Annotated in this window: 13 protein-coding genes; 7 read left to right on the top strand and 6 right to left on the bottom strand. The window is 64.4% G+C overall.

Annotation, left to right across the window (positions count from 1 at the left end):
- Positions 1 to 77 precede the first annotated feature (77 nt).
- A complete protein-coding gene (locus A7X12_RS18050) occupies positions 78 to 2996 on the top strand; it encodes a TonB-dependent receptor domain-containing protein (protein WP_084445687.1) in 2919 nt (972 codons plus the stop codon).
- 233 nt (positions 2997 to 3229) lie between these two features.
- On the opposite strand, the gene ahcY is transcribed toward A7X12_RS18050, so the two are convergent.
- Together ahcY and A7X12_RS18060 are read right to left on the bottom strand one after the other, a co-directional pair.
- Positions 3230 to 4648, bottom strand: a complete 1419-nt coding sequence (gene ahcY, locus A7X12_RS18055; RefSeq protein ID WP_064312829.1) for an adenosylhomocysteinase — start codon at positions 4646 to 4648, stop codon at positions 3230 to 3232.
- 120 nt (positions 4649 to 4768) lie between these two features.
- A complete protein-coding gene (locus A7X12_RS18060; RefSeq protein WP_064313056.1) occupies positions 4769 to 5329 on the bottom strand; it encodes a YqgE/AlgH family protein in 561 nt (186 codons plus the stop codon).
- 112 nt (positions 5330 to 5441) lie between these two features.
- On the opposite strand from A7X12_RS18060, the gene A7X12_RS18065 reads away from it, so the two are divergent.
- Positions 5442 to 5924, top strand: a complete 483-nt coding sequence (locus tag A7X12_RS18065) for a peroxiredoxin (protein ID WP_064312830.1) — start codon at positions 5442 to 5444, stop codon at positions 5922 to 5924.
- Positions 5925 to 6000: 76 nt separating this feature from the next.
- A complete protein-coding gene (locus A7X12_RS18070) occupies positions 6001 to 7437 on the top strand; it encodes an AMP nucleosidase (RefSeq protein ID WP_064312831.1) in 1437 nt (478 codons plus the stop codon).
- A gap of 39 nt (positions 7438 to 7476) precedes the next feature.
- Here the strand turns inward: A7X12_RS18070 and A7X12_RS18075 are convergent, their stop codons facing one another.
- Positions 7477 to 7992, bottom strand: coding sequence for a GNAT family N-acetyltransferase (locus A7X12_RS18075; RefSeq protein ID WP_064312832.1), 516 nt, complete (start codon positions 7990 to 7992; stop codon positions 7477 to 7479).
- A gap of 67 nt (positions 7993 to 8059) precedes the next feature.
- A complete protein-coding gene (locus A7X12_RS18080; protein WP_198162072.1) occupies positions 8060 to 9271 on the bottom strand; it encodes a GGDEF domain-containing protein in 1212 nt (403 codons plus the stop codon).
- Positions 9272 to 9460: 189 nt separating this feature from the next.
- Between A7X12_RS18080 and rimO the strand changes: the two genes are divergently transcribed.
- Positions 9461 to 10792 carry a 30S ribosomal protein S12 methylthiotransferase RimO gene (rimO, locus tag A7X12_RS18085; protein WP_064312834.1) on the top strand — a complete coding sequence of 444 codons (1332 nt, stop codon included), beginning with the start codon at positions 9461 to 9463 and terminating at the stop codon, positions 10790 to 10792.
- Here rimO and A7X12_RS18090 read toward each other — a convergent pair.
- Positions 10771 to 11562 carry a hypothetical protein gene (locus A7X12_RS18090; RefSeq protein ID WP_064312835.1) on the bottom strand — a complete coding sequence of 264 codons (792 nt, stop codon included), beginning with the start codon at positions 11560 to 11562 and terminating at the stop codon, positions 10771 to 10773. The two genes, rimO and A7X12_RS18090, sit on opposite strands and share 22 nt — an antisense overlap.
- Before the next feature lie 108 nt (positions 11563 to 11670).
- Here A7X12_RS18090 and A7X12_RS18095 point away from each other — a divergent pair, with 108 nt between their 5' ends.
- The 3 genes from A7X12_RS18095 to A7X12_RS18105 all read left to right on the top strand — a co-directional run bounded on the left by A7X12_RS18095 (position 11671) and on the right by A7X12_RS18105 (position 15186).
- Positions 11671 to 13068 (top strand): serine hydrolase domain-containing protein, encoded by a 1398-nt coding sequence (locus A7X12_RS18095; protein ID WP_064312836.1) that lies wholly within the window; start codon positions 11671 to 11673, stop codon positions 13066 to 13068.
- Positions 13065 to 13706: a hypothetical protein gene (locus tag A7X12_RS18100; RefSeq protein WP_064312837.1), complete on the top strand. Its 642-nt coding sequence runs from the start codon at positions 13065 to 13067 to the stop codon at positions 13704 to 13706. The genes A7X12_RS18095 and A7X12_RS18100 overlap by 4 nt, the downstream gene beginning before the upstream one ends.
- Positions 13707 to 13791: 85 nt before the next feature.
- Positions 13792 to 15186 carry a leucyl aminopeptidase family protein gene (locus A7X12_RS18105; protein ID WP_064312838.1) on the top strand — a complete coding sequence of 465 codons (1395 nt, stop codon included), beginning with the start codon at positions 13792 to 13794 and terminating at the stop codon, positions 15184 to 15186.
- Here the strand turns inward: A7X12_RS18105 and A7X12_RS18110 are convergent.
- Complete coding sequence (locus A7X12_RS18110; protein WP_232318568.1) at positions 15164 to 17161, bottom strand: putative bifunctional diguanylate cyclase/phosphodiesterase; 1998 nt, start codon at positions 17159 to 17161, stop codon at positions 15164 to 15166. The two genes, A7X12_RS18105 and A7X12_RS18110, sit on opposite strands and share 23 nt — an antisense overlap.
- Positions 17162 to 17165 lie beyond the last annotated feature (4 nt).

Below are 17165 nucleotides of genomic sequence, written 5' to 3' on the forward strand. Positions count from 1 at the left end.
CAGACCCTAACCGCATCAACCTTCACGCGCGGCAAAAATCCGCGCTGGTATACGTCATGTGAGTAGGATGTTTCTCTATGTATCTTGTGCGTCGCCACCAATTGCTCGCTAGTACGCTGCTGGCGAGCACGATGATCGCCGTCCCGCATGCCGCAGCGCAGCAGGCAGCGCCTGCGCAGACGGCCGGCGCGCAGGATCAGGCACCGACCGAAATCGTCGTGACCGGTTCGCGCATCGCTTCGCCGGCCGCCGCTTCCGCGTCTCCGCTGCAGGTGATCAGCGCCGAGCAGATCCAGCAGCAGGGCGCGATCAACGTCCAGGAAGTACTGCTGCAGAACCCGGCCTTCGGCACGCCGGGCATCAGCCGCACCAATTCCAGCTTCGCCACGCAGGGCGCCGGTGCCGCGACCGTTAATCTGCGCAACCTCGGCGAAGACCGCACGCTGGTGCTCGTCAACGGCCGCCGCTTCGTGTCGGGCCAGCCAGGCAGTCAGGCCGTCGACCTGAACGTGATCCCGACCGGCTTCATCGAGCGGATCGACACCCTCACCGGTGGCGCCTCGGCCGTTTACGGTTCGGACGCCGTCGCGGGCGTGGTGAACATCATCTACAAGAAGAACTTCGAGGGCCTGCAGGCCGACGCACAGCTCGGCATTACCGGTCGCGGTGACGGCTTCGATCAGCAGTACAGCCTGCTCGGCGGCAAGAACTTTGCCGATGGCCGCGGCAACGTGATGCTGTTCGGCAGCTATTCGAAGCAGGGCACCGTGCTCAAGCGCGACCGCTCGACCGAAGCTGGTTCCAGCGCGATCGATTCGACGAGCGCAAGCTTTACCCCGAACGATCCCGAGCGGCCCTACTTGTCCGGTTTCACGCCGGGTGGGCGCATCTACGCCGGTGACCAGATCTTCAGCTACAACACCGGTTCGCTGGTGGATTGCTCCGACATCAGCTGCGGGGGTTTCAACCGTTCCGACTATCGCTACCTCGCGGTTCCGGTGGAACGCTATGTCGCTGCCGGACGCGGCAATTTCGAGTTCTCGCCGGCCGCCAACCTGTGGGTCGAAGGCAACTATGCCAAGACTAAGGTGCAGACGGTGATCGAGCCTTTCCCGCTCAGCTCGGATCTCGTGGACATTGCGACGGGCGGCCAGGTGCCGATCGAGACGATCGTTGGCGGCACCCGTTATCGAAACCCGTTCGTTCCGACAGCAATCTTCAACGCGGCGACGGACACGGACGGTGACGGCCTGCGCGACATCTACTTCGATCGTCGTCTCGCCGATTTTGGCCCGCGCACGTCTTCGGCCGATCGTGACCTGTTCCGTATCGCGGGCGGCCTGAACGGCTCGTTCGGCGGGGATCGCTGGAACTACGAGGTGTATGGCATCTACGGCCAAAGCAAGGAGCACCAGACCGGCTCGGGCCAGTTCGACAGCACGAAGTTCACCCAGGCGCTGAACGCCTACACCGATCCGGCAACCGGCCAGATCGTCTGCGCCGATCCCGCCGCGCGTGCGGCGGGTTGCGTGCCCGCCAACATCTACGGCATTGGCACGCTCGCGCCGGCTGCCGGCTATATCGAGGCGCCGACCACGCTCGACGCCAAGGTCACCCAGACGGTGTTCGGCGGCAACGTTACCGGCAAGCTCTTCTCGCTGTTTGGCGCGGACGAGGTCGGGATCAACATCGGCACCGAGTATCGCCGCGAGACCAGCAGCAACACCTTCGATCTGCTGACGCAGCAGGGTCTGAACGGGAACAACGCGCTGCCGTCTACATCGGGCAGCTTCCACGTCTGGGAAGGCTTCGGCGAAGCGATCGTGCCTCTGCTCCAGGACCGTCCGTTCTTCCACCGCCTCAACGTGCGTGGCGCGATCCGCGTTTCCGACTACTCGACGGTCGGCACCACGGTCAGCTACAACTATGGTGGCGAATGGGCGCCGGTGGAGGATATCCGCTTCCGTGTGATCGCCGCGCGCTCGGTGCGTGCGCCGAACATCAACGAACTGTTCCAGCCTGCACAGCAGGACTTCCCGAGCGGCCTCCAGGATCCCTGCCTGGGCGTGACGGCCTCCACTGGCGGCACGCTCGGCACCCAGTGCCGCGCCGCGGCAGGCGTCGCAGCGAACATCGCCGCCAACGGCGCTTTCGCGGTCAGCCAGGCGGACAAGCAGGGCATCACCAGCTTCGGCGGTGGCAATCTGGGTCTGCAGGAAGAAAAGGGTGACTCGTTCACGGCCGGCGTGGTGATCAATCCGCGCTCGGTGCATGCGCTGCGCAACCTTGTCGTGACGGTCGACTATTTCAACATTCGTATCAAGGATGCGATCGTCTTCACTCCGCTGCAGTACACGCTCTCCCAGTGCTACAATGGCGGCGTGCAGGCGTATTGCTCGCAGATCGTGCGGCGTGCGGCGGCAGTGGGCGCGAACAGCGTGGGCTCGATCGACGAGGTGAACACGACCTTCCGCAACAGCGGCGGCCAGAAGACCTCGGGCATCGACACCACCGTCACGTGGAATCAGAACCTGTCCGACTGGGGCCTCGCAGGTAATTTCGGCCTTCGCGGATCGTACACCCACCTGTTCACCGGTTACACGGTGCCGGTACCGGGCGCCGAGCGCGACTATTTCGCCGGCGAGATCGGCGCGCCGCGTGACAAGTTCACGATCAACGGCACGTACAACGTGAAGGGCGTCGGCTTGGCGGTCACCGGCACGTGGCTCAGCCAGTCGAGCATCGATGATCAGCTCACCGGCGAGCGTCCGGGTTCGGACCCGGCAGTGCGCGTGCGGCCGCAATTCTACCTGGATTCCCAGCTGCGCTTCCGCGTGAACCGCCAGTACGAGTTCTTCGTCGGCGGCGACAACCTGCTCGACAACAAGCCGCCCTACATCGCCGATATCGGCGCGTCGGCCGGCCAGGATACGGATGCAGGCACCTACGACCCGATCGGCCGCCGCTTCTATGCAGGCGTCCGCCTCGCCTTCTGACCCACGCGCTCAGACCCGACCTGAAAGGGGGCCGCCAACGGCCCCCTTTTTTTGTCCACCAATATTATCGCGTCGGTGCGGATGCGGTCCATGCCGCCCATTCGGTCGGTAACAGTCCCGCTCGCAAGGCAGGGTTGGCCGGTCGTCGGTCCGTTCTGCGGCGCGCTCCGAACATAGAAAAAGGGCCGCGCTCCCTTCGAAGCGCGGCCCTCGTCCTTCGTTCGTCGGAACGATCAGTAGCGATAGTGGTCCGGCTTGAACGGGCCTTCGACCGGCACGCCGATGTACGATGCCTGCTTCTCGCTCAGCTGCGACAGGTGCACGCCCAGCTTCTCGAGGTGGAGCGCGGCGACCTTCTCGTCGAGGTGCTTCGGCAGGACGTAGACTTCGTTCTTGTAGTTCTCACCCTTGGTCCAGAGCTCGATCTGCGCCAGCGTCTGGTTGGTGAAGCTGGCCGACATCACGAAGCTCGGGTGGCCGGTGGCGCAGCCCAGGTTCACCAGGCGGCCCTTGGCGAGCACGATGATCTGCTTGCCGTCCGGGAACTCGACCAGGTCGGTGCCCGGCTTCACTTCGGTCCATTTGTAGTTCGACAGCGCGGCGATCTGGATCTCGCTGTCGAAGTGGCCGATGTTGCAGACGATCGACATCGGCTTCATCGCCTTCATGTGATCGGCGGTGATCACGTCGGCATTGCCGGTGGCGGTCACGAAGATGTCGGCGCGCTTCACGGCCTCGTCCATGGTGACGACCTCGAAGCCCTCCATCGCCGCCTGCAGCGCGCAGATCGGATCGATTTCGGTGACCATCACGCGGGCGCCGCCGTTGCGGAGCGACTGCGCCGAGCCCTTGCCCACGTCACCAAAGCCTGCGACGCAGGCGACCTTGCCGGCCAGCATCACGTCGGTCGCGCGACGGATCGCGTCAACCAGCGATTCCTTGCAGCCATAGAGGTTGTCGAACTTCGACTTGGTGACGCTGTCGTTGACGTTGATCGCCGGGAACGGCAGCTCGCCCTTCTTGGCGATCTCGTACAGGCGGTGCACGCCGGTGGTGGTCTCTTCCGAGACGCCCTTCAGGTTCTGCACGGTCTTGGTGAGATAGCCCGGATACTTGGCGACGAACGCCTTGAGCGCGCGCTGGAACTCGACTTCCTCGTCATTCTCCGGCTCGCCGAGCGTCGCACCGGCCTCGAGCTTGGCGCCCCACAGCGCGAACATGGTCGCGTCGCCGCCGTCGTCGAGGATGATGTTGGCGGTGGTGCCGTCACCATCGGCGCCCCAGTTGAAGATGTCGCCGACATAATCCCAGTACTCGGCCAGGCTCTCGCCCTTTACCGCGAACACCGGCACGCCGGTCGCGGCGATCGCGGCGGCAGCGTGGTCCTGCGTCGAGAAGATGTTGCAGGTCGCCCAGCGGACCTGTGCGCCGAGCGCGGTCAGCGTCTCGATCAGCACGGCGGTCTGGATCGTCATGTGCAGCGAACCGGTGATGCGCGCGCCCTTGAGCGGCTGCGATGCGCCGAATTCCTTGCGGAGCGCCATCAGGCCGGGCATCTCGGTCTCGGCGATGTTGATCTCGGCACGGCCGAAATCGGCGAGCGCGATGTCCTTGATGACATAGTCGTTTTTAGCCACGGGCTGCTTCTCCAGTTGCAGGCAAAATGCTGGCGCACCGGGAATCCTCCCGGCCGCATGGGTGCGCCCCTAGCCGCTCCGGATCAGGGGCGCAATGTTAATATAAAGATATCTTTATATGCCGTTCGCCCAGATTCAAGCGGTGCCCGTACTATTTGCCAGCAGCCGCGGATCGATACCCGCCCCGACGAACCCTTCGGCCCAACGCTCATAGACGTCGGTGTCGTACAGCAGGGCGATATCGGCGGGCGTGTTGAACCAGCCGTGGCGGGTCAGCTCCTCCTCGAGCTGCCCCTCGCCCCATCCCGCATAGCCCAGCGCGACCAGCCAACGGCTCGGTCCGCGACCTTCCGCGATCGCCCGCAGCACGTCGATCGTGCCGGAAAGCTGCCAGCGGCCTGCCACGTCGATCGTGTCCTGTCCGCTCCAGTCCGATGAATGGAGCACGAAGCCCCGACGTGGCTCTACCGGTCCGCCGAAATGCACCGGCACGTCCGGGACGTCGCCCGGATCAATCTCAAATTGCCCAAGCAGGTCGTGCAGTCCCAGTCCGTCGATCGTCGCGCCGATGCCGATGCCGAGCGCGCCTTCGGTATCGTGCGCGCACATGGCGATGACGGCGCGCTCGAAGCGCGGATCGCCGATGCCCGGCATTGCCAGCAAAAACTGTCCGGTAAGGGAAGGCGTCGAATCCATGCGGTTCACCATATCGTCCACCCTCCCTACGGGCCACGCTTGAATTTGTTGCGCGGAATGCGATGGAAGCGCCGCGGCCATGCGGCCGCGGGATTCGTAAGGAGAGAACAGCATGACGATCCAGACCGGCGATCGCATCCCCGACGCCAAGCTCGTCAAGGTAACCGCCGAGGGACCGGACCAGGTCGACGCCCCCGCCTACTTCGCCGGCCGCAAGGTCGCGCTGTTCTCGGTCCCCGGCGCTTTCACGCCCACCTGCTCGGCCAAGCACCTGCCGGGTTTCGTGGAGAAGGCCGAGGAGATCAAGGCAAAGGGCGTGGACGAAATCGCCTGCACCGCAGTCAACGACTTCTTCGTCATGAAGGCCTGGGGCGACGCCAACGGTGTTTCGGACAAGGTGACGATGCTCGCGGACGGCAATGGCGGCTTCGTCGAAGCGCTGGGTCTCACCATGGACGGCTCGGCCTTCGGTCTGGGCACCCGAGGCCAGCGCTTCGCGATGATCGTCAACGACGGCGTGGTCGAGCAGCTGTTCGTTGAAGCGCCGGGCGCTTTCGAGGTCAGCTCGGCGGACTATGTGCTGAGCAAGCTCTGATCCCGTGCCCCCGCCCGGCGGGGGCATTTAAAGCGCACGACTTGCCAGAGTCATCTTCCGCGCTTAGCGATGGAAGATGACTCAAGCCTCCGATATCGTCGCCGATCTGGATCGGCTCTATCGCGCCTCGGTCGAACGACTGCAGCAGGCGCTCAACCGCTATATCACCGATGGCACCACGCCGGATCCCGAAACGCGGACCGATGGGAGCTTCGCTTACCCGGAGCTGCGCGTCACCTATCGCGGCGGCATCAACCGGCCCATTCCGCGCCGCTCGTTCGGACGACTGGTTGAAGCAGGTGACTATCGCATCACCGTCACGCGCCCGGCGATGTTCGCCGACTATCTTACCGAACAACTCACCTTCCTCATCGAGGATTACGACGTCGAGGTGCACGCGGTTACCGGGCGGCAGGAAATTCCCTTCCCCTATGTCCTCGATCCCAACACGATCCTGAGCCTGGACGACGTCTCCGCAACCGAGCTTGGCCGGCACTTCCCTGCCACCGAGCTGTCGCACATTGGCGATGAGATCGCCGACGGGATCTGGCTGAGCCATGACGAGACGCGGCCGCTGGCGCTGTTCGATGCGCTTCGTACCGATTTCTCGCTGGCCCGGCTCAAGCATTACACCGGGACACCGGTCGAACATTTCCAGCAATATATCCTGTTCACCAACTATCACCGCTATGTTGACGAGTTCGTTCGCTGGGCCTGTGCGCAGCTGGGACCGGACAGCCGGTTCACCGGCGTGTCGGGTGCGGGCGGGATCGTGATCGAGGATGCCGCAGACGCGGACCGATTGGTGAGCGATGGCGCGTGGCGTCGCCACCAGATGCCGGCCTATCACCTGATGGCGGAGGGCCGCACCGGCATCACACTGGTCAATATCGGCGTCGGCCCGTCCAACGCGAAGACGATCACCGATCACCTGGCGGTCATCCGCCCGGAGGCATGGCTGATGATCGGCCATTGCGGCGGTCTGCGCCCCAGCCAACGTATCGGCGACTATGTGCTCGCCCACGCCTATCTGCGCGACGACCATATCATGGACGACGTGCTGCCGCCGGAAATCCCTATCCCCGCCATCGCCGAGGTCCAGCAAGCGCTTGCCCGCGCGGCGGAAACCGTTTCCGGCCAGTCGGGCGACGAACTCAAGCAGCGCCTGCGCACCGGCACGATCGTCACCACCGACGATCGCAATTGGGAGCTGCGCTATTCTCAGTCCGCGCTGCGCTTCTCGTTGAGCCGTGCGGTGGGCGTCGACATGGAGTCGGCAACGCTGGCGGCGCAGGGCTATCGCTTCCGCGTGCCCTATGGGACGTTGCTCTGCGTCTCGGACAAGCCGCTCCACGGCGAACTCAAGCTGCCCGGCCAAGCCAACCGTTTCTACGAGCGGGCGATCGCCGAGCATCTCAAGATCGGCATCGAAGCATGCGAGGAACTGCGCCGTGAGGGCGCCAAGCTGCACAGCCGCAAGCTGCGTGCGTTCAACGAGCCGCCGTTCCGGTGAAGCAAAACGGCGCCCCGGGATGGGCCGGGGCGCCTTTGTTCAGAACACCGTTTCGAGCAGCACCACGCTGGGATCCCCCTCAACCTCGCGCGCGACGAAGCCCATTTCGCGCTCCAGCTCGATCGCCAGATGATTCTCGCGGCTCTCGATCGACTGAAGCCGCTTCACCCCACGGGCCTTGGCCTCGGTGGTGATGTAGTTGAGCAGGCTCCAGCCCACGCCCTGCCCCTTGCGGTCGGTACGGATCGAGATTGCTACCTCGGCCGTCTCCATGTCCGCGTCGCAGGCGAGCATCGCCGAGGCGATCAGCTGCCCTTCCGCAGTGAACGCCAGGTAGCTTTCGGTCTGCTTGTGATCGACATGGATCAGCGCTGCCGCCTGATGCGGCTGGAGATGCGGGCTTGCCGTGAAGAAGCGGAAGCGGCGATCCTCGTTCGAGACGTGATCGAAAAAATCCTTGAGCAGTGCTTCGTCCTGCGGACGCACGGTGCGCACGTCGATGACGAGTCCGGAGCGGGTCGGCAGCTGCACAGGCTCTGCGGTGGTCGCGGTCATGACGGTATCTCCAGAAGCGATGGATGGCGCGCTAGGCCGGCCCCGCGCGCGGGCCTATCCGTAAACCTCACAGAGCTGCGTGCAATCGGGTTTCGGCCTCCCTTTTGCCCGAGGTTGCGGCGACCGGAGGCACGGGAGCGTCGACAGCAGAGGTGCAAACGCGATTCCGGCCCTCCCGTTTCGCGGCGTAGAGCGCCTGATCGGCCGCTCCGACAAGCTGCTCCCAGCCGAGTGCAGCGCCTCGCGCGACGGCAAGACCGACGCTGACGGTACAACCGATCGGCGCTTGTTCCACCGCATCCACAACCTCCAGTCGTTCGACCGCGGCGCGCACGCGCTCGGCTAAAGGCATCGCATCGTCGGGATCTGCAAGCACGATCAGGAACTCCTCGCCGCCGATGCGCCCGACCAGATCACCCTGCCCGACGACCCAGCCAATCTCCCTCGCCACAGCCATCAGCACGAGGTCACCGGCGGCGTGGCCATATTGGTCGTTGATTTTCTTGAAGTGATCCACGTCGATCATGAGCACGGCCATCGATCCGCCGAACGCTCGCGCCTCTTCTGCGCGCTGGGCGCCATGCTCCCACACCACCCGGCGATTCCACAGGCCAGTCAGTCCGTCATGGGTCGCGTAGTGGAAAAGCTGGGCATCGAGTTCGCGGGTCAGCATCCATAGGATGCACGGTGTGATCGTTGCGGTGAGAAGGGCTCGAGCGATGAGGCCAAAGGCAGTGGTCGGATCGTCCAGCGCCGATGCGTCGGGATGGACCAGCCACCAAAGCATGCGGGCGACGAGTACGCACGCCCACACGCCATGGGCCGCTGCGGCGATACGCGCGATCGATCGTCGGGATGCGTCGGCGCACGTCCACAGCGCGCGCGCGGCAGCAATCGTCAGCAGGCCGCGCAGCGATCCGCCCAAGGCTACCATCACGCGCATATTCTCATAGGCCGCAAGCACATAGCCGATCTCAACCGCGACCAGCACGCTCGCGGGAACAAGGACCCAGAAGTCGCTGCGGGGCCGCCCGAGATATCGCACGACGGCGATGAAGTTGAGAATCGCACAAGCGTCGATCAGCAGATTACCGGGCAATGCAGGGACCGGCAAAGAAATGAACGCGGGCAAAAGTAGCACGAAGAAGCCCGCGGCCGTGGCCAAGTTGGCAAAGCTCCACAACATCAGGCCGGCTGGTGCCGACCCCCGAATGGGACGAAGGGCTGCAGCGAGAAACGCAACCGCTGAAATCAATGAAATCAGGATGTTGATGACCATCAACGTTCCCGGTTCTAGAACGAGCTCGATCGATTGCCTCATGCCGGAGTCCGCAGTCCTTCACACTCGCGCGCTCTCTGCTCGATATTTGTTGCAAAGCGGATAATCAATTTCGGTAAAATCACGTGAGCCGCCGGCATTGCCTGCCCTAGCAATCGGGCGGGTTCACGCCTATGTGCGCACCCGATCATGGCAACGCGACTCCCCGAAGCCCCCAAGGTGGGCATGGTGTCGCTCGGCTGTCCCAAGAATCTGGTCGACTCCGAGCGTATCCTCACGAAGCTCCGTTCGGACGGCTATGCGCTGTCACCGGACTATGCCGGCGCGGACGTCGTGCTGGTCAATACCTGCGGCTTCTTGGATAGCGCCAAGGAGGAATCGCTTGAGGCGATCGGCGAGGCGATCGCCGAGAACGGTCGCGTGATCGTCACCGGCTGCATGGGCAAGGAAGCCGAGGTCATCCGCGCCCGCTTCCCTAACGTGCTCGCGGTAACCGGCGCGCACCAATATGAGGAAGTGGTCGGCGCGGTGCACGAGGCGGCGCCGATGCCGCCCTCGCCCTTCGTCAATCTGGTGCCGGACAGCGGGCTCAAGCTCACCCCGCGGCACTATAGCTATCTGAAGATCTCGGAAGGCTGCAACCATCGTTGCAGCTTCTGCATCATCCCGTCGCTGCGCGGGGATCTGGTCAGCCGCCGCCCGGACGCGATCCTGCGCGAGGCGGAGAAGCTGGTCGCCGCCGGCACCAAGGAACTACTGGTCATCAGCCAGGACACCTCGGCCTATGGCATCGACATCCGCAAGGAGCCGCGCGCCTGGAAGGGTCGTGAGGTTGTGCCGCACATGACCGACCTTGCCCGCGAGCTCGGCCAGATCGCGCCTTGGGTGCGGCTGCACTATGTCTATCCGTACCCCCATGTCGATCAGGTGATCCCGCTGATGGCGGAGGGACTGGTGCTCCCCTATCTCGACATCCCGTTCCAGCACGCCGCCCCCAACGTGCTGCGCGCGATGAAGCGCCCGGCCAACGAAGCCAAGGTGCTGGAGCGGCTGCGCGGATGGCGCGACATCTGCCCGGACATCGCGATCCGCTCGACCTTCGTCGTCGGCTTCCCCGGCGAGACCGAAGCGGACTTCCAGTATCTGCTCGACTGGCTCGACGAGGCCCAGCTCGACCGGGTCGGCGCGTTCCGCTTCGAGCCGGTCGAAGGCGCCTCGGCGAATGATCTCCCCGGCGCGGTGCCCGAGGAAGTCAAGGAAGAGCGCTACGCCCGCATCATGGAAAAGACTGCCGCGATCAGCGCGGCCAAGCTACAGGCCAAGATCGGCCGCCAGCTCGCGGTGATCATCGACGCGGTCGACGCGGAAGGCGGCGCCACCGGCCGCAGCCAGGCCGACGCCCCGGAGATCGACGGCGAGGTCTTCCTGCGCGACGCCGGACATCTCGAGCAGGGCGATATCGTGCCTGTCCTGATCGAGGACGCGGACGAGCACGATCTCTACGGCGTACCGATGGACTGATCCTCTGCGGGCTTGATCGGCAACCTGCCGAGCGCCCGCAGGACGAGGAACGTGATCGCGACAACGGGGATGGCAAAGGTCATCACCCAAGGCATCATAGGCCCTTGCTGAAGGGCTCCGGCGCCGAAAAGCGTTACGCTTATCGGCATGAAATCCCAGGCTCCCGTCGTCCAGTTCAGCTGAAACGCGAACGAAGACAGGAAGACGCCGACACACCAGAGCCACTTCCACCGCAGCCGCTTCGTGCGCAGCACGAGCACGAAGGCGGTAATGCAGGTTCCGACGGCGGCTGCCATGAGCACAAGCCACAGGAAATGGATGAAGCCCTTGTCGGTCAAGGTCAGCCGATTGGCGGCCCTCGGCGATCGATCGACGAGCTGGACGAAGACGCCGTTCACCAGCGGCTTCGGGCCCTCCGTTTCGAGCACAACCTGGAGCAGCGCCCATCTATCGTTCGCGCCGATTTCATAGGTGAGCCGCTTCAGCGTTATTGGCTTGCCGCCATTTTGCAGCCATTGGACATTGACGGCGCTGAGTACCGGTTGGCCCCTCGGCGACAGTGCCTGCATCTGGTGTCCGAGCACCGGCGTCAGGTCTTGCCGCAGCCGGTCTCCGGCATGGGCGGAAAGCCAGCCCAGATCGCCCTTCTGCACCGCCTGCGCAGCATGAAGGGCCATTGCCTGCTCTTGCGGCGTGCTCAACTTGTCGAACAGCTGTTGATAGGAACAGGCAGACAGCACCAACAGAACGAACGCGACTAATACCCGCATGCGCACCCCCAAGCAGACAACCCTACCCCGCAGCGAACGCGGCCGCAACGATCCGTTGGCAGGGTGCGCCGTCGGCGCTAAGCCTCTGGCACCGTATCCGGAGGCCCGATGTTCCGTACCGCTTTTGCCGCCACCCTGCTGATCGCTACGCCTGCCGCCGCGCAGCAGCTTACCGCTGAACAGACCGCCAAGGTCGACGCAATCGTTGCCGAGGCGCTGAAAAGCAGCGGCGTCCCCTCCGCCTCGGTAGCGATCGTGCGGGACGGCAAGATCGTCTTCACCAAGGCTTATGGCGACCAGGGTCCGGGGATCGCCAAGGGTCCCGACGCCAATGCCAAGTACCAGATCGCGTCGATTTCCAAGCAGTTCACGGCAGCGGCGATCCTGCTCTTGGCGGACGAGGGCAAGTTGAGCCTGGACGACAAGGTGTCGAAATGGCTTCCCGACGTCACCGATGCCGATGCGATCACGATTCGCCAGCTGCTGAGCCACACCGCGGGCCTGCAGGATTATTGGCCGCAGGACTATAGCTTCAAGGCGATGGAGACGGCGGTGCCCCCGCAGCAGATCGTCGATCGCTGGGCCAAAAAGCCGCTGGACTTCGCCCCCGGCACCGCCTGGCAATATTCGAACACCGGCTATGTCGTGGCCGGTATGATTATCGAGAAGGCTTCGGGCAGGAAGCTGCTCGACTATCTCCAGGCCAGGATCTTCAAGCCGTTGGGGATGGACGCGATCGATCAGGACAAAGCGGTCGGCAAGGGGTTCCCGCAGGGAACGCATCGCTACGCACTCGGTCCGGTACGTCCCGCCAAGCCCGCGGCGGACGGCTGGCTATGGGCAGCCGGCGAACTGGCGATGAGCGCTGCCGATCTCGCCAAGTGGGACATCGCGCGCATCGAACGCACCGTCATGCCCGCGCGGGACTGGGCAGTGCAGGAAACCGAGGTGAAGCTCGCCGATGGTTCGCCCACCCACTACGGCCTCGGCGTCTCGCTAGGCGAACATGCCGGCAAGAAGGAAGTGTCCCATGGCGGGGAAGCTGTGGGCTTTCTCTCCAGCAACGTCGTGATCCCGGAGGAGCGTTTCGCGGTCGTCTCGCTGGTCAATGCCGATTTCGGCGGTGCCCACGACGCGATTGCCGAGGGCATCACCGATCTGCTCCTGCCGGTCACCAAGCCAGCAACCGCAGTGCTCGATCAGGAGCGGGACCGGTTGGCCCGCAAGCTGTTCGACCAGCTTCGCGCCGGTACGCCCGATCGCAGCCTGATGACGGAGGACGCGAACTATTTCTTCGATGCCACCGCGCTGGGTGATTATCGTGCGAGCCTCCTGCCGTTGGGCGAACCATTGGCGTTCGAACCGATCGGGAAGGCGCGGCTGCGTGGCGGCTTCGTCAACCGCAACTATCGCATTCGCTACAAGGATCGCAGCCTCATCGCCGTCACCTATGCGGAGCCCGGCGCCGGCGGGAAGTTCGAACAGTTCCTGGTGATGCCGCGATGAGTGACGACTCCGTCTCCCGCGCGAAGGATCGCGCCGAAGCTGCTGCCGTGCGGCGGCGCTGGATCACGCTCGGCGAAATCCTGGGCGTCGCGGCAGTGCTGATCTCCGGTCTGACGCTCTGGAACAACTGGACCGATCGGCGCGAAACAAAGGCAGAGAAGGCGGCAACCGAACAGCGCGCCTCCGCCAAGGTGGCAAAACTCGTGCTGGTTGCGACCGATCGCGGCAAGCAGACGCTAACGCTCAAGCCCGCCGCTGCCGAGCAATCTGTGCAGAGCCAATCGATCCTGTTCCCGACCCCGCTCGGCGTCTCCCCCGCCGCGACCACCGGCGAACCGCGCATCGAAGGTGGTTGGTTCGAGCACGCGCTGGTCAAGGCGCGCGAGACCGCCGGGCTGCCCGACAACAGCCGTGGCGACGATCGGCTGCCGGTGGTGATCGTTACCCAATTCCTGGCCGATGGCGAACCCCACGAAGATGTCGCGCTATACGACCTGGGCTATTCCATTTCGGGAAAGTTCCTCGGTGGGCACAGCATCAGCCTGCGCGGCATCTCGCTGGTCTCGAAGGTGAAGCGCGCCGATGCTCAGACGAAGCTTGACGCTCGATGGAAGTCGCTGCTCCCGGCGGGCACGTGAACTCCGCTGCCCGGCCGTGCACCAGCCCAAAAAACCACCGCCGAACGGACTAGGCGCGGGCCGCGCGGCATCCTAGATCAGGACCATGACGGATCTAAACACGCTCGTTCAGCCCGATCGCGGCCAGGCCGCTCGCACCATCCACCTGATTGATGCCAAGGGCTATGACGCCTGGCTCACGGCGCAACCGCCGCGGCATCGCGCAGCCGCCGCCGCGCAGAAGCTCAGCGCCGCAGCCATGGCGAGCGCGATCCTCCCCGGCGATGCGCCGGAGGATTGGTCCGTCGTCAGCGTCGTGGCGAATGTCGAGAAGCTGACCTCCTGGTGCCTCGCGAAGCTCGCCGAGACCTTGCCGGAGGGCACCTACCGCGTCGAAGGCGTGGAGCCCGGCAAGGCGATCTATGGCTGGCTGGTCGCCCAGTATAAGTTCGACCGTTACAAGAAGGCCGACCCCAAGGCGCAGGGCCCGCGCGTGCTGCTTACCGGCGATCCGGTGAAGATGGACGATGCGGTGCGGATGGCCGCCGTCACCTTCAAGCTGCGCGACCGGATCAACACGGGCGCGAACGACATGAGCCCGGCCGATCTCGAGGCGGCAGGTGCCGATCTCGCCAAGACCTATGGCGCGACCTTCAGCGTGGTGAAGGGCGAGGAGCTACAGCAGGGCTATGGCATGCTGCACGCCGTCGGCCAGGCCGCCGGCAAGGGCCGCGAACCGCGCCTCATCGAACTGGAATGGGGCGATCCGGAGCATCCGCGCATCGCCATCATCGGCAAGGGCGTGTGCTTCGACAGCGGCGGCCTGGACATCAAGCCGGCGGCCGGCATGCGGCTGATGAAGAAGGATATGGGCGGCGCCGCCCATGCCCTCGCGCTTGCCGAACTGGTGATGCAGAACAAGCTGCCGGTGCGTCTCCACATGCTCGTTCCGGCCGTCGAGAACTCAATCTCGGGCGAGGCGACGCGCCCTGGCGATGTGATGATCTCGCGTAAGGGCATCACGGTCGAGAACAGCAACACCGACGCGGAGGGCCGCCTGATCCTCGGCGACGCGCTGACCAAGGCGGAAGAGAAGAAGCCCGAGCTCGTGTTCGACTTCGCCACCCTCACAGGCGCAGCTCGGGTGGCGCTGGGCGCAGATCTTCAGGCGCTCTTCTCGAACGACGATACGTTGGCAGCGGAAATCCTCGCAGCCGGCGAGGAAGAGTCCGACCCGATCTGGCGGATGCCGCTCTATGATCCGTACAAGGATCTGCTGAAGTCCGACGTGGCGGACATGGTCAATGCGGCCGAGGGACCCTTCGGCGGCGCGATCACCGCTGCGCTGTTCCTGAAGGAATTCGCGCCCGCCAACGCGCAATGGGCGCATTTCGACATCTTCTGCTGGAACGGAAGTTCGAAGCCGGGTCGGCCCAAAGGCGCCGAAGCGGTAAGCCTGCGCGCCACCTGGAAAGTACTCAAGGACCGCTACGGCGGATAAGCACCTCGGCCGCCGGCGGTATGATGCCGCCGGCGAGCCATTGTTCGACTTCCTGCTTCGCCATGGGGCGACCGAAGAGATACCCCTGCCCCTGCGCGCAACCCAGCGCGCGCAGCATCTGTGCGATTTCCACCGTCTCGATGCCTTCGGCGACGACCGGGAGTTCCAGCGTCTCGGCGAGACCGAGAATGGCGCGAACAATTCGCAGCGCCTCGGTGCTTTCTCCAAGCGTTTCGATGAATGACCGATCGATCTTGATCTTGTCGAACGGCAGCATGCGCAGATGCTGGATGGAGGCATAGCCGGTGCCGAAATCGTCCAGCGCCAGTTGCACGCCCTGGTTCTTCAACGACTCGATCGCGTGATGCGCTTTCTCGGCATCGACGATCAGCGCGTTCTCGGTGATCTCCACGGTCAGCCGCTGGGGTGGAAAGCCGGTGCGGGCAAGTACCGACAGGATCTTGTGGCTCAGCCAGTCATCGCGAAGCTGGCCCGGGGAAATGTTGATCGCGATGCTGGCAGGAACCGGCCAGTCGCGCGTCTCGGCACAGGCGCGATCCAGCAGATCCAGCATCAGCGTATTGAGCAAACCGCATTCTTCCGCGATCGGGATGAACTGATCGGGGCCTATTTCGATATCGTCGCGACGCCAGCGGGCGAGCAGCTCGAACCCGGTGACACAGCCCGACCGCAGATCGACGATGGGTTGATACCGGGGATAGAACAGCCCCTGCTCCAGCCCCTCGCGCATCTCCGCCTCGATTGTGGAACGGCGGCGAATTTCCGCGTCCATCTGCGATGCGAAAGCGCAATAGCAACCGCGGCCGGCCTCCTTCGCCTGATACAGCGCGACGTCCGCCCGGCGCATCAGCGTGTCTGCATCGGTGGCATCATCGGGATAGAGCGCAATGCCGACGCTGGCGCCGATATGGTGCATGCGCTCGTCGATCAGGAACGGCCGCGCGACTTCCCGGACAATGGCATGTGCGATGCTGCGGACGCGATCGACCTCTCCGTCGGCATAAGGAAGCGTGATGGCGAATTCGTCGCCGCCCAGGCGATAGCTGCCGCCCCCCTCTCCCACGACCCAGTTCAACCGACCGGCTACCGCACGGAGCAGCTGGTCACCCACCGGGTGGCCATGGACGTCGTTGATCGACTTGAAGCGATCCAGATCGACAAGCATGAGTCCGAACTGATTGGGTTCGGCTCGGCGAAGATATTCCGTCAGCGCGCGCCGATTGGGCAGGCCGGTAAGCGGATCGTGATAGGCGAGCTGGTGCGCCCGCTGCTCGGCCAGCCGCGCGCGCCGCTGTCCTGCCGCCATTTCCGCACGCGAGGCGAGCACGTCGACAAAGCCGGCATGCGTCGCGCCGAACATTCGCAGAACCACGGCAGATACGAGGATGATGTTGACGCCCAGACCGACCAGGAATCGGTCTCCCGAGACCACAAGGCAGAAGATCACCGGCGAGGCGCCACAGGCCATGACCAACCACGCCGCGATCGGGAAGGTCTGCAGGCAGTAACAGCAGGTCACCGCGCCGATGAAGATATACAGCGCGATGCAGGTCCGCCGCGCCAGATCCGCTTGGTCGAACAGGACGAGCGCCCAGCCGCCAAAGGCAAGGCTGAGCACGGCGGCCGCAACGATCGTACCTATCAGGTAGCGACGGATACGACGGAGGTTGGGCATCGAGTCGCCGCGCCGCGCCACCCACATGATGCTGCGTACCGCCGCCGCAATCCCCAGCAGACTCGGGGCGAGTACGCTAAGTCGCGGGTGCACCGATCCGTAGGATGCAAAGCCGAGGAACATCGCGTCCAGGAAGACGAGCGTGTACATCAGCGGAATCTGGCGGCTGAGCACCCGATACTGTTCGGTCAGGATCGCTCTATCGAGCTTCGTCCTTCCCGATCGTACAAGGTGAATCTGCGGCAGCATGGAGGCCTTGTAGCGATAGACCCCCGACAACAGG

Source organism: Sphingomonas sp. TDK1 (genome assembly GCF_001650735.1).
In the GTDB taxonomy this organism is placed as follows: Bacteria; Pseudomonadota; Alphaproteobacteria; order Sphingomonadales; family Sphingomonadaceae; genus Sphingomonas.